This is a genomic window from Streptomyces sp. NPDC052682, from assembly GCF_040678435.1.
In the GTDB taxonomy this organism is placed as follows: Bacteria; Actinomycetota; Actinomycetes; order Streptomycetales; family Streptomycetaceae; genus Streptomyces.
Genome location: NZ_JBFATS010000015.1, coordinates 75,109 through 86,927, shown reverse-complemented (window position 1 = coordinate 86,927; position 11,819 = coordinate 75,109). Strand labels below are relative to the sequence as shown.

General features: G+C 73.5%; 10 protein-coding genes and 1 riboswitch. Of the genes, 7 read left to right on the top strand and 3 right to left on the bottom strand.

Going from position 1 to position 11,819, the window contains the following annotated elements:
- The first annotated feature begins 148 nt into the window (after positions 1–148).
- Positions 149–312: riboswitch (cyclic di-AMP (ydaO/yuaA leader) on the top strand.
- Positions 313–325: 13 nt separating this feature from the next.
- Positions 326–1,102: a M23 family metallopeptidase gene (locus AB0K80_RS23630; protein WP_365672728.1), complete on the top strand. Its 777-nt coding sequence runs from the start codon at positions 326–328 to the stop codon at positions 1,100–1,102.
- A gap of 200 nt (positions 1,103–1,302) precedes the next feature.
- The gene (locus AB0K80_RS23625; protein WP_365672726.1) at positions 1,303–1,989 is read left to right on the top strand and encodes a GntR family transcriptional regulator; all 687 of its coding nucleotides are present in this window, start codon (positions 1,303–1,305) and stop codon (positions 1,987–1,989) included.
- Between the two features lie 206 nt (positions 1,990–2,195).
- On the opposite strand, the gene AB0K80_RS23620 is transcribed toward AB0K80_RS23625, so the two are convergent.
- Positions 2,196–2,477: an HPr family phosphocarrier protein gene (locus AB0K80_RS23620; RefSeq protein ID WP_030235221.1), complete on the bottom strand. Its 282-nt coding sequence runs from the start codon at positions 2,475–2,477 to the stop codon at positions 2,196–2,198.
- A gap of 177 nt (positions 2,478–2,654) precedes the next feature.
- Between AB0K80_RS23620 and AB0K80_RS23615 the strand changes: the two genes are divergently transcribed.
- From AB0K80_RS23615 to AB0K80_RS23600, 4 genes are all read left to right on the top strand, one after another.
- Positions 2,655–5,471 (top strand): GNAT family N-acetyltransferase, encoded by a 2,817-nt coding sequence (locus AB0K80_RS23615; protein WP_365672723.1) that lies wholly within the window; start codon positions 2,655–2,657, stop codon positions 5,469–5,471.
- A gap of 62 nt (positions 5,472–5,533) precedes the next feature.
- On the top strand, positions 5,534–6,130 hold the full coding sequence (locus AB0K80_RS23610) for a DUF5998 family protein (RefSeq protein ID WP_365672883.1): 597 nt from the start codon (positions 5,534–5,536) through the stop codon (positions 6,128–6,130).
- Entirely contained in the window at positions 6,130–7,323 is a 1,194-nt protein-coding gene (locus tag AB0K80_RS23605) for a nucleotide pyrophosphatase/phosphodiesterase family protein (protein WP_365672721.1), read from the top strand. The genes AB0K80_RS23610 and AB0K80_RS23605 overlap by 1 nt, the downstream gene beginning before the upstream one ends.
- Positions 7,324–7,366: 43 nt before the next feature.
- On the top strand, positions 7,367–8,014 hold the full coding sequence (locus AB0K80_RS23600) for a thymidine kinase (RefSeq protein ID WP_365672719.1): 648 nt from the start codon (positions 7,367–7,369) through the stop codon (positions 8,012–8,014).
- Between the two features lie 508 nt (positions 8,015–8,522).
- Here the strand turns inward: AB0K80_RS23600 and AB0K80_RS23595 are convergent.
- Positions 8,523–10,034 (bottom strand): MFS transporter, encoded by a 1,512-nt coding sequence (locus AB0K80_RS23595; protein ID WP_365672717.1) that lies wholly within the window; start codon positions 10,032–10,034, stop codon positions 8,523–8,525.
- A 73-nt stretch (positions 10,035–10,107) separates the two neighbouring features.
- Entirely contained in the window at positions 10,108–10,512 is a 405-nt protein-coding gene (locus tag AB0K80_RS23590; protein ID WP_365672881.1) for a DUF3291 domain-containing protein, read from the bottom strand.
- Positions 10,513–10,671: 159 nt separating this feature from the next.
- Between AB0K80_RS23590 and AB0K80_RS23585 the strand changes: the two genes are divergently transcribed.
- Entirely contained in the window at positions 10,672–11,292 is a 621-nt protein-coding gene (locus tag AB0K80_RS23585; protein ID WP_365672715.1) for a MerR family transcriptional regulator, read from the top strand.
- The last annotated feature ends 527 nt before the right edge of the window (positions 11,293–11,819 follow it).

Below are 11,819 nucleotides of genomic sequence, written 5' to 3'. Positions count from 1 at the left end.
GGCCCCCTTATGCCCGAATTGGGGCGGAGGTTGCCTGTCTGCCCTGTGGGATGCGCTACAAAAGCCGCGTTCCGTTTGGGGATTGAAACGCGTCCCGTTTAGCTTCGTCCGGGCTGTCCGTCAGGCAGTGCGCCGCACCCGCGGCAGCGGACAGTCATCGCCGAGTCCCCGTACGGCGCGAGCCAGGGGAGCCGGGGACCCACCACGTCCCTGGGGTGAATCGGGCGCCCGCGCACACCGCGAGGGGGCCCGTAGGAGACCTTCCTGCTCCGAACCCGTCAGCTAACCCGGTAGGCGAGAGGGAAGGAAAGGACCAGCACACTTCATGGCGTTCACGCGCGCCGCACGCAAGCCCGCAGGCAAGCACCGTCGTCCCACCCGCATGCAGCGCGGCACCGCCCGCGCGGCGGGCGTCGCGGCCCTCGCCACCACCGGCGTCATCGGCACCGTCGCGGCCCCGGCGTTCGCCGCCGAGCCCGCCCCGCAGCAGACCGGCCTCACCCCGGTCGTCACCCTCGGCGGCTCCGTCGCCGACGAGATCGACGCCCAGGCCGCCGCCCAGCAGCAGGCCGCCGAGGAGGCCGCCGCGCGCAAGAAGGCCGAGGAGGACGCCCGCAAGCGGGCCGCCGAGGCGGCCAAGGAGGCCCGCGATGCCAAGGAGCGCGCCGCCCGCGAGGCCGAGCGCAAGCGTCTGAACACCTTCGTGCCGCCCATCTCCGGCTCGTACGTCTCCACCGGCTACCGGGCCAGCAGCGGCCTGTGGTCCTCCGGCAGCCACACCGGCGTCGACTTCCACGCCGCCACCGGCACCCCCGTCCACGCCGTCGGCGCGGGCACCGTCGTCGAGGCCGGCTGGGGCGGCGCGTACGGCAACCAGGTCGTGATCAAGATGCACGACGGCACCTACACCCAGTACGGGCACCTGTCCTCGATCGGCGTCTCGGTGGGCCAGCAGGTCACCCCCGGGCAGCAGATCGGCCTGTCCGGCGCGACCGGCAACGTCACCGGACCGCACCTGCACTTCGAGGCCCGTACGACCCCGGAGTACGGCTCGGACATCGACCCCGTGGCGTACCTGCGCTCGCACGGCGTGCACGTCTGAGGCGCGCAGGTCCGACCCGCACGGTCCGTACCGCAAGGCCCCGGCTCCCGAGCCGGGGCTTTCGCCGTTTCGCACGCCGTGCTGTCCAAAAAATATCCATGGATTCCGGCCCGCCGTCGGAAATTCCGGCTCATTGCAATAGAGTCACGGAACACACGTCCATCGTCGACGTTTCACGGGGATTAAGGCGGAGGTCGGTCATGCGTATTCCGGCGCACTCGGTGTGTACCGCGATCCGGGACGACATCGTCGCCGGTGTCTACGAGCGCGGCAGCCGGCTCACCGAGGAACTCCTCGCGCGTCGCTACGGCGTCTCCCGCGTCCCCGTCCGCGAGGCCCTGCGCACCCTGGAGGCCGAGGGCTTCGTGGTGACCCGGCGGCACGCGGGCGCGTGCGTGGCGGAGCCCACCGAGCAGGAGGCCGCCGACCTGCTGGAGATGCGCCTGCTCCTGGAACCGCTCGGCGCCTGCCGGGCCGCCCAGCGCCGCACCGAGGCCCATCTGAAGGTGCTGCGCGGCCTGGTGCGGCTGGGGCAGGAGCGCGCCCGCCGGGGCAACAGCGACGACCTGCGCTCCCTCGGCGGCTGGTTCCACGAGACGCTCGCCCAGGCCTGCGGCAGCCCCGCCCTGACGTCGCTGCTGACCCAGCTGCGCCACAAGATCACCTGGATGTACGCGGTGGAGGCGCCGGCCGACCCCGTGGAGACCTGGGCCGAGCACGGGGCGATCGTGGACGCCGTGGCGCGCGGCGACGGGGAGCGCGCGCGGGCGCTCACGGCGCTGCACACCGAGCGCGCCGGCGCCGCGCACCGGCTGCGATTCGCCTCCGGCGGCGACCGTGTGAGGAATTCGCAACGTGCCGTACACACGCCGAGCCTGCGGCATTAACGCGGGAGCCGTATACAAAGAAGGGTTATTCGGCGGGGTTCGTTTTTGCTGCCCTTTTACTGCGCTGCCCTTTTGCCGCACGTCCTTTTGTCAAGCTGTCCTTTTGCCGTGTCGGCCTGTTGCCGTGCCGGTGAATTCCGGTTGCCGGACGTGAAAGAGCCGCGCCGCCCGCAGGCGACGCGGCTCCTCTGTGCCGGCGCGGTGGCTCAGACGGTCTCGGGAAGCTCCTCGAGACCCTCCGAGACCAGCTTGGCCAGCCGGTCCAGGGCGGCGTCCGCGCCCTCGGCGTCGGAGGCGAGGACGATCTCCTCGCCGCCCTGGGCGCCCAGGCCCAGGACGGCCAGCATGGAGGCCGCGTTGACAGGGGTACCGCCTGCCTTGGCGATCGTCACCGGGACGCCTGCGGCCGTGGCGGCTCGGACGAAGATGGAGGCGGGGCGGGCGTGGAGGCCCTCGGCCCAGCCGACGTTGACGCGGCGCTCAGCCATGTGTTGCTGCCCTTCGAGTGTTCAGGGTTGTCTAGACCATTTTTCCACACGTGAAGCACCCCGGCCAGATCCGTGTCCTGACCGGAAGGTGGCGTCCGGGCCGCGGCCTCGGCCCGGAACTGCGCCCTCACAGAGTGCCCCGCGCCGTTGCCGGACGCGAGCCGTACGCTGGGGCCCATGCAGACCTCGTCGGACCGGCACGAGTACCCCGCCCACTGGGAAGCCGACGTGGTGCTGCGCGACGGCGGCACCGCACGCATCCGCCCCATCACCGTTGATGACGCGGACCGTCTGGTCAGCTTCTACGAGCAGGTGTCGGACGAGTCGAAGTACTACCGCTTCTTCGCGCCCTACCCGCGCCTGTCCGCGAAGGACGTCCACCGCTTCACGCACCACGACTTTGTGGACCGGGTGGGACTCGCGGCCACGGTCGGCGGCGAGTTCATCGCCACCGTACGCTACGACCGGATCGGCTCCGACGGAATGCCCGCCTCCGCACCCGCCGACGAGGCCGAGGTCGCCTTCCTCGTCCAGGACGCCCACCAGGGCCGGGGCGTCGCCTCCGCCCTCCTGGAACACATCGCCGCCGTCGCCCGGGAGCGCGGCATCCGCCGCTTCGCCGCCGAGGTGCTGCCCGCCAACACCAAGATGATCAAGGTGTTCACGGACGCCGGGTACACCCAGAAGCGCAGTTTCGAGGACGGCGTGGTCCGCCTGGAGTTCGACCTCGAACCCACCGACCGCTCCCTGGCCGTGCAGTACGCGCGCGAACAGCGCGCCGAGGCACGGTCCGTGCAGCGCCTGCTCGCCCCCGGCTCGGTCGCCGTCGTCGGCACCGGCCGCGCGCCCGGCGGCGTGGGCCGCAGCGTGCTGGACAACCTCCGGGACGCCGGGTTCACCGGCCGGCTGTACGCCGTGAACCGGGCCTTCCCCGGGGACCTCAAGGAGCTCGACGGGGTGCCCGCGCACCGCTCGGTGCGGGACATCGACGGCCCCGTCGACCTCGCGGTCGTCGCCGTCCCGGCCGAGCACGTCCCCCAGGTCGTCACCGAGTGCGGCGAACACGGCGTGCAGGGGCTCGTCGTGGTCTCCGCCGGGTACGCCGAGAGCGGGCCCGAGGGGCGCGAACGGCAGCGCGCCCTGGTGCGGCACGCGCGCGCGTACGGCATGCGGATCATCGGTCCCAACGCCTTCGGGATCATCAACACCTCCCCCCGGGTGCGGCTCAACGCCTCCCTCGCCCCCCAGCTGCCCCGGCCGGGCCGCATCGGCCTGTTCGCCCAGTCCGGCGCCATCGGCATCGCCCTGCTGTCCCGTCTGCACCGCCGCGGCGGAGGGGTAACCGGCGTCACTGGTGTGTCCACCTTCGTCTCCTCCGGCAACCGGGCCGACGTCTCCGGCAACGACCTCCTCCAGTACTGGCACGAGGACCCCGACACCGACGTGGTCCTGATGTACCTGGAGTCCATCGGCAACCCCCGCAAGTTCACCCGCCTCGCCCGGCGCACGGCCGCCGCCAAGCCCCTGGTCGTCGTCCAGGGCGCGCGGCACGGGGCGGCCCCCCAGGGCCACGCCGTACGGGCCACCCGGCTGCCGCACGCCACCGTCTCGGCGCTGCTGCGGCAGGCCGGGGTAATCCGGGTCGACACCATCACCGAGCTCGTCGACGCGGGCCTGCTGCTCGCCCGCCAGCCCCTGCCGGACGGCCCCCGGGTGGCGATCCTCGGCAACTCCGAGTCGCTGGGCCTGCTCACCTACGACGCCTGCCTCGCCGAAGGCCTGCGCCCGCACCGCCCGCTGGACCTGACCACGGCCGCCACCCCGGCCGACTTCCACGCGGCCCTCTCCCGGGCCCTGGCCGACGACACCTGCGACGCGGCGGTCGTCACGGCGATCCCGGCGGTCGGGGAGGGGACGACGGCCGGCGACGCCGCCCTCGCCGAGGCCCTGCGGTCGGCCGCCGCCGCGGTCCCCGCCAAACCGGTCCTGGTGGTCCACGTGGAGCTCGGCGGCCTCGCCGAGGCCCTGTCGGCCGCGGCCAGCACCGCCCCGCAGGCCGTCGTGGCACCCCCCGACCACCCCTTCCGGCCCGGGGAGCGCATGCCCACCGCTGTGCGGCCCCCCGACGGGACCCACCCCATCCCCGCCTACCCCGCCGCCGAACGCGCCGTGCGCGCCCTCGCCCAGGCCGTGTCGTACGCCCAGTGGCGGCGCGAGGCGGCCGACCCCGGCAGGGTGCCCGAGTACGAGGACATCGACGAGAAGGGCGCCGCCGGGCTGATCGGCCGGCTGCTCTCGCGCGGCCAGGGCCTCACACTCAGCACCGAGGCGACCTGCGACCTGCTCGGCACCTACGGCATCGACGTCCACCGCGCCCTGCCCGCCCCCACCCCCGACGCCGCCGCCGAGGCCGCCCGCACCCTCGGCTACCCCGTCGCCCTGAAGGCCACCGCCCCGCACCTGCGGCACCGCGCCGACCTGGGCGGCGTCCGCCTCGACCTCGCCGACGAGGACCAACTGCGCCGGGCCTACACCGAACTGACCGGCCTGTTCGGGAAGCCGGAGGAGCTGCGCCCGGTGGTGCAGCGCATGGCACCGCGCGGCGTCGACACCGTCGTACGGGCCGTCATCGACCCCGCGGCCGGAGCGGTGCTCTCCTTCGGGCTCGCCGGAGCCGCCTCCCAGCTGCTCGGGGACATGGCGCACCGGCTGATCCCGGTCACCGACCGGGAGGCGGCCTCCCTGATCCGCTCCATCCGCACGGCTCCGCTGCTGTTCGGCTGGCGCGGCTCGGCGCCGGTCGACACGCCCGCCCTGGAGGAGCTGCTGCTGCGCGTGTCCCGGCTGGTCGACGACCACCCCGAGGTCGTCGCCGTCACCCTGGAGCCGGTCGTCGTCGCCCCGCGCGGCCTGAGCGTGCTCGGCGCCTCAGTGCGCCTGGCACCCCCGCCCGCCCGCGACGACCTCGGCCCGCGCACACTCCCGGCGTACTGACCCGGGGCCGGGGAAACGCGGACGGTGTGAGCGGTCCCTCGCAGTCAGTGCTCCCCCGTAGGATGGGCGTCATGGCCAAGACCAGTACGACGACCCAGGGGCTGCGTGCGGCGATCGAGCGCAGCGGCTACTACCCGGCTCTCGTGGCCGAGGCGGTGGAGGCCGCCGTGGGCGGCGAGCCCATCCGGTCGTACCTGGTCCACCAGGAGACCACGTTCGACCAGAACGAGGTGCGACGGCACGTGACCGTGCTCGTCCTGACCGACAACCGCTTCATCGTCAGCCACACCGACGAGCAGGCCGCCGACGACACCTCCCCGACGCCGTACGCCACGACGTCCACGGAGTCCGTGAAGCTCAGCCGGATCTCGTCGATCGTGGTCAGCCGTGTGGTCGCCAACCCCGAGCAGTACAAGCCGGGCACGCTGCCGCGCGAGGTGGTGCTCACCATCGGCTGGGGTGCCGTCTCCCGCATCGACCTGGAGCCCGCCGCCTGCGGCGACCCCAACTGCGAGGCCGACCACGGCTACACGGGCAACTCCACGGCGGACGACCTCAGCCTGCGCGTCAGCGAGGCCGGGGACGGCCCGGAGACCGTGCGCCAGGCGCTCGCCTTCGCCCAGGCCCTCTCCGAGGCGACCGCGGACCCCGCCCGCTGATGGCGCACCTCACCGCCTGGGACCACCACCCGGAGCCGCTCGCCGTCGACTCCGCCCCGGTGCCGGAGTACGGCTCCGGCTCGCTCGCCGACCTCCTGCCCACGCTGGCGGCCGGCATGGGCGTACCCGGCATGACGGCCACCATCCCGGAGCTCGTCCCCGCCGACCGGAACTGCGTGTTCCTGATCGACGGCCTCGGCTGGGAGCAGCTGCGCGCGCACCCCGAGGACGCCCCCTTCATGACCTCGCTGCTCGCCAGTTCGCGCGGCGGCACCGGGCGTCCGCTGACCGCCGGGTACCCGGCGACCACCGCGGTCTCCCTGGCCTCCATCGGCACCGGCCTGCCGCCCGGCGCGCACGGCCTGCCCGGCTACACCGTGCGCAACCCCGCAACCGGCGAGCTGATGAACCAGCTGCGCTGGCAGCCGTGGACCGAGCCGGGCGTCTGGCAGCCGTACCCGACGGTCTTCCAGCGGGCCCACGAGGCGGGCGTGCACACCTCCCAGGTCACCTCGCCCTCCTTCGAGAGCACCCCGCTGACCAAGGTCGCGCTCAGCGGCGGCAGCTTCCACGGGCGGCTGACCGGAGAGGAGCGCGTGGACCTTGCCGCCGAGCAACTCGCCGCGGCCGACCGGTCCCTGGTCTACACGTACTACGCCGAGGTCGACGGCGCCGGACACCGCTACGGCGTCGACTCCGACACCTGGCGCGGCCAGCTCATGTACGTCGACCGCCTGGTCCAGCGGCTGGCCGAACAGCTCCCGCCGCGCAGCGCGCTGTACGTCACCGCCGACCACGGCATGCTCGACGTCCCCTTCGACGAGCAGCACCGCATCGACTTCGACGAGGACTGGGAGCTGCGCGCCGGGGTCGCCCTGCTCGGCGGCGAGGGCCGGGCCCGGCACGTCTACGCGCTGCCGGGCGCCGAGAACGACGTGCTGACCTGCTGGCGCGAGGTGCTCGGCGAGCAGTTCTGGGTGGCCTCGCGGGACGAGGCGATCGCGGCGGGCTGGTTCGGCCCGCGCATCGACGAGCGGGTGTACGGCCGGATCGGCGACGTGGTCGCCGCCGCGCGGGACGACGTGCTGATCATCGCCTCCGAGCGGGAGCCGAAGGAGTCGGCGATGGTCGGCAACCACGGTTCGATGACCCCTGCCGAGCAGCTCGTTCCCCTGCTCGAAGTACGCTCCTGAAGTCCCGCAGACCACGTCCTCGCCGAAAGGTGCTCACATTCCCATGCCCGAGCTGGTGTTCTTCTCCGGAACGATGGACTGCGGGAAGTCGACGCTGGCTCTCCAGATCGAGCACAACCGGTCCTCGAGGGGCCTGCAGGGTTTGATCTTCGCCCGGGACGACCGCGCGGGGGAGGGGAAGCTCTCCTCGCGCCTGGGCCTGGTGACGGACGCGGTGGAGGCGGCGCCCGGCCTGGACCTGTACGCCTACGTCGTGCGCGAGCTGTCGCAGGGCGGCAAGGTGGACTACCTGATCGTGGACGAGGCGCAGTTCCTGGCGCCGGAACAGATAGACCAGCTGGCGCGGGTGGTGGACGACCTGGAGCTCGACGTCTTCGCCTTCGGCATCACCACCGACTTCCGCACCAAGCTCTTCCCCGGTTCCCAGCGGCTGATCGAGCTGGCCGACCGGATCGAGACCCTCCAGGTGGAGGCGATGTGCTGGTGCGGCGCGCGGGCCACGCACAACGCCCGTACGGTGAACGGCCGGATGGTGGTGGAAGGCGAGCAGGTGGTGGTCGGAGACGTCAACAGCCCCGCGGCGGAGGTCGGCTACGAGGTGCTGTGCCGACGCCACCACCGGCGCCGGATGACGAGCGGCACGGTGCTGCCGGGCGCGCTCTCGCCGGATGTTCTGCCGGTGGGGGAGTGACGGGGTGAGGGGATTCAGCCGCGCGTAGGTCCGCCGGCCAGGTCGGCGGCACCCGTGCTCGGTGGTCTCGGCCGTGGTGCGGTCCGCTCACTCGCGTCTCGGCCGTGGTGCGGTCGGCGTTGCCCGTGTCCGGTGGTCTCAGCCGTGGCGCGGTGGCGTCGCCCGGGCCCGGTGGTGCCGTTGGCGCTGTGGGTGGGCATGGTCGCCGACGGCCGGAGTCCCGTGCGAGGGGGTGTCGCGAGGCGGGCGGGCTGTCGCACATGGCCTGGGTGATGGGGCAGGGGACGGTCGGCGTTATCCGGTGCCGGTGGTCGGCGCCCGGGCCGTGGCGCGGTCCGCGTGGCCCGCGTCTCGGCCGTGGTGCGGTCGGGGGCACCCGTGCTCGGTGGTGCCGCTTGGCGCTGTGGGTGGGCATGGTTGCCGGCGGCCGGAGCCGCGTGCGAGGGGGTGTCGCGAGGCGGGCGGGGCTGTCGCGACACCCCTGGGTACGGGACAGGCGCGGGGCGCGTCAGTTGCGGCCGGTGGCCGCGGCCTTGGTGCCGTTGGTGGGTGCGGTCGCTCGGGTCGGTGTGTCCGCCGCGGGCGAGTCGGATGACGTGCCCTGCCGTGCGGGGTGCGGGATGCCGAGCGCGCAAACGGCTCCGGCGAGGACGACCGCGACGCCGGCCCAGATCGCCGGGTGCAGTCCGTCGACGAACTGCTGCGGCGTGGCCGTGCCGCCGTGCGCCACGAACACCGTGCTGAGTACGGCGATGCCGAGGGCGCCGCCGACCTCACGGACGGTGGTGTTGGCGCCGGAGGCCTTCCCGGCGTGGTCCCGGCTCACCGAGGAGAGCACCACCGCCGCCGTCGGGGCGAAGACGAAGCCCATGCCGATGCCGGCGACGACCATCGGGGCCACGAGGTGGGAGTACGGGGTGTCCGTGCCGGCCACCAGGTTGATCCAGGCCAGGCCCACGCCCTGGAGGAGCAGGCCGAGGGCCATCAGCCGGCCGCCGCCGACCCGGTCGGTGAGGGCACCGGCCACGGGGGCGACGAACATCGGCATCAGGGTCCAGGCCAGGGTCCGCACGCCCGCCTCGAGCGGAGTGCGCGGCGGCGCGATCTGCAGGTACTGGGAGAGCAGGAAGATCGATCCGAAGACCCCGAAGTACATGGCCGCGGAGACGACGTTGGTGAGGGTGAAGGAGCGCACCCGGTAGAAGTCGATCGGCAGCATCGGGTCGCGGACCCGGCGCTCCCACGCGACGAAGACGGCGAGCAGCACGGCCCCCGCGGCGAACGCGGTCAGCACCCCGGTGGAGGTCCAGCCGTCCGGCTCGCCGTGCACGATGCCCCACACCACGGCGAACAGGCCCGCCGCCGCCAGCACCATGCCCACGAGGTCGATGCCGACGCCCTCCAGGGAGCTCTCGCGCAGGGCGACCAGGACCAGCGGGATGGCGACGATACCCACCGGGATGTTGATCCAGAAGATCCACTGCCAGTCCATGCCCTCCAGGACGGCGCCGCCGACCACCGGGCCCAGGGCCACGGCCGCTCCGCTCACCGCGGACCACAGGCCGAGCGCCAGCCCGCGCAGCCGGTCCGGCACGGCGTGGGAGAGCAGGGTCAGGGACAGCGGCATCACGGCGGCGGCGCCGACGCCCTGGACCGCGCGGGCGGCGATCAGTTCCCCGCTGGTCGTGGCGAGCCCGCAGCCGACCGAGGCCAGGGTGAACAGGGCGATCCCCAGGACGAACACGCGGCGGCGGCCGAACCGGTCGCCGACCGCCGCGCCGGTCATCAGCAGGCAGGAGAAGCTCAGCACGTAGGCGTTCACGAACCACTGCAGGTCCTCGGTGGACGCCTTCAGGTCGACCGCGAGGGTGTGCAGGGCGGTCGAGACGACGAGGTTGTCGAGCGCCACCATGAACATGGGGACGCTGCACGCGACGATGGCGACCCACAGGGGTACGCGCCGGCCCGCCCGGCCCTCGTCGGCTGCCGGGGCGTCCGGGCGCTGTTCGGACAGTGTCATGACGGTGGACTCCTTGGACATGGACATGGAGTACGTGCGGGAGTGGGCCCGGGGTGGCTGCGGGATGCCGGACTCAGGCGGCTGACGGGCCGCCCCCGCCCGGGGCCGTGCCGCCGGGTTCCGCAGCGTCGGCCCCGGCCGCCCGGGTGCGCTGCTCCTCGGCGAGGCGGCGCCGGGCGTCGGCCCAGTCGATGGGCAGGTCACCGGCCGGCACCTGCCAGAAGGTGAAGACCGACTCGCGCATGGTGGGCCGCAGGCTCGTCATGATCGACCGGTGCGGCTCGGTCCGCGCGTAGGCGTACAGGGCGTCCCGGTCCGACCAGGCCGACAGGGTCCAGAACGTGCGCTTCAGCGGCTCGGCGATCAGTGACGCCCCGAAGCCGCCCGGTGCGCTGCGCACCTGCCGCCACGCGGCCAGGGAGCGCAGGAAGAAGCGCGGGACGTCACGCAGGGAGCGCACCTCGAAGCGGGAGGCCATGACGACGGCCCGCGCGCCGGGCGGGGGCTGGGTGATGGTGGTCCAGGGGAGTGTGGGCACGGCTGCGTCCTTCTCGGATCGACTGGTTGGGTAGCGCCGCTATCCATGATAGACAGTGGAACTATCCAATGGCTAGGGGTGACGGAAGGAGCCGATCCGATGCGTCTGGCGGAACTCAGCCGGCACAGCGGCGTGTCCGTGGCCAGCATCAAGTACTACATCCGGGAAGGGCTCCTGCCGCCCGGCCGGCTGGTCACCGCCACCCAGGCCGAGTACGACGAACACCACCTGCGCCGGCTGCGCCTGATCCGTGCGCTGATCGGCGCGCGGGGCCTGTCGGTCAGCACGACGCGGGAGCTGCTGGCCGCCCTGTCCGAGGACCCGGAGGACATCCACCGGGTCCTCGGCCTCGCCCTCGGCGCGATCCGCCTGGCGGACGAGCCGCAGGAGGACAGCGCCGAACTCGCCGGCGTCGACGCCCTGGTGGAGGAGATGGGCTGGCAGGTGCACGGGGCGGCTCCGGCCCGGGCCGACCTCGCCGAGACCCTCGCCACGCTGCGCAGGCTCGGCGCGGTCGAGGACTGGCGCGCGCTCCTGCCGTACGCGGAGCTCGCCGAGCGGACCGCCGCGCTCGATCTCGATCAGCTCGGCGGGGTGGAGGATCCGCTGGAGCTCGCCGAGCGGGCCGTACTGCTCACCGTCCTGCTGGAACCCGCCCTGCTGGCCCTGCGCCGCATGGCCCAGGAACACGAGTCCGCCCGCCGCTACAGCGACGGCTGACCGGCGCCGGGTTCGCACGGGCCCCCGACTCCGTCCGGGGAGGCCCGGACCGCCGCTCCGGACCGGCGGTCCGTACACGCAGTTCGCGCTGCGGGCCCGTGCGGGCGGGTCCGCGCCGGTGGCCCGGACCGGGCCGGTGGTCCATAACTCCGACCTGAACCAGCAGCCCGTGCCGGTGGCCCGGACCGTTGGTCGGTGCGGCCGACCCGGACCTGCAGCCCGTATCGCCTGTCCGTACGGGCAGCCCGTACGACCGGCCCGTGCGGGCGGTTCGCGCCGGTGGCGCCGGCCGGTAGGCGGTGCGGTCGGCACGTAGCGGTGGTCCGGACAGGGTGCTCGTGCGGCGGGCCCGTGCGGGCGGGTCCGCGCCGGTGGCCCGGACCGGGCCGGTGGTCCATAACTCCCGCCTGAACCAGCAGCCCCTGCCGGTGGCCCGGACCTGCAGCCCGTATCGCCTGTCCGTACGGGCAGCCCGTACGACCGGCCCGTGCGGGCGGTTCGCGCCGGTGGCGCCGGCCGGTAGGCGG

Bases quoted from the DNA above. Each gene is read 5' to 3' on its own strand.
- AB0K80_RS23630 (WP_365672728.1), top strand. From the start codon at position 326: ATGGCGTTCACGCGCGCCGCACGCAAGCCCGCAGGCAAGCACCGTCGT.
- AB0K80_RS23625 (WP_365672726.1), top strand. From the start codon at position 1,303: ATGCGTATTCCGGCGCACTCGGTGTGTACCGCGATCCGGGACGACATC.
- AB0K80_RS23620 (WP_030235221.1), bottom strand. From the start codon at position 2,477: ATGGCTGAGCGCCGCGTCAACGTCGGCTGGGCCGAGGGCCTCCACGCC.
- AB0K80_RS23615 (WP_365672723.1), top strand. From the start codon at position 2,655: ATGCAGACCTCGTCGGACCGGCACGAGTACCCCGCCCACTGGGAAGCC.
- AB0K80_RS23610 (WP_365672883.1), top strand. From the start codon at position 5,534: ATGGGCGTCATGGCCAAGACCAGTACGACGACCCAGGGGCTGCGTGCG.
- AB0K80_RS23605 (WP_365672721.1), top strand. From the start codon at position 6,130: ATGGCGCACCTCACCGCCTGGGACCACCACCCGGAGCCGCTCGCCGTC.
- AB0K80_RS23600 (WP_365672719.1), top strand. From the start codon at position 7,367: ATGCCCGAGCTGGTGTTCTTCTCCGGAACGATGGACTGCGGGAAGTCG.
- AB0K80_RS23595 (WP_365672717.1), bottom strand. From the start codon at position 10,034: ATGACACTGTCCGAACAGCGCCCGGACGCCCCGGCAGCCGACGAGGGC.
- AB0K80_RS23590 (WP_365672881.1), bottom strand. From the start codon at position 10,512: ATGGCCTCCCGCTTCGAGGTGCGCTCCCTGCGTGACGTCCCGCGCTTC.
- AB0K80_RS23585 (WP_365672715.1), top strand. From the start codon at position 10,672: ATGCGTCTGGCGGAACTCAGCCGGCACAGCGGCGTGTCCGTGGCCAGC.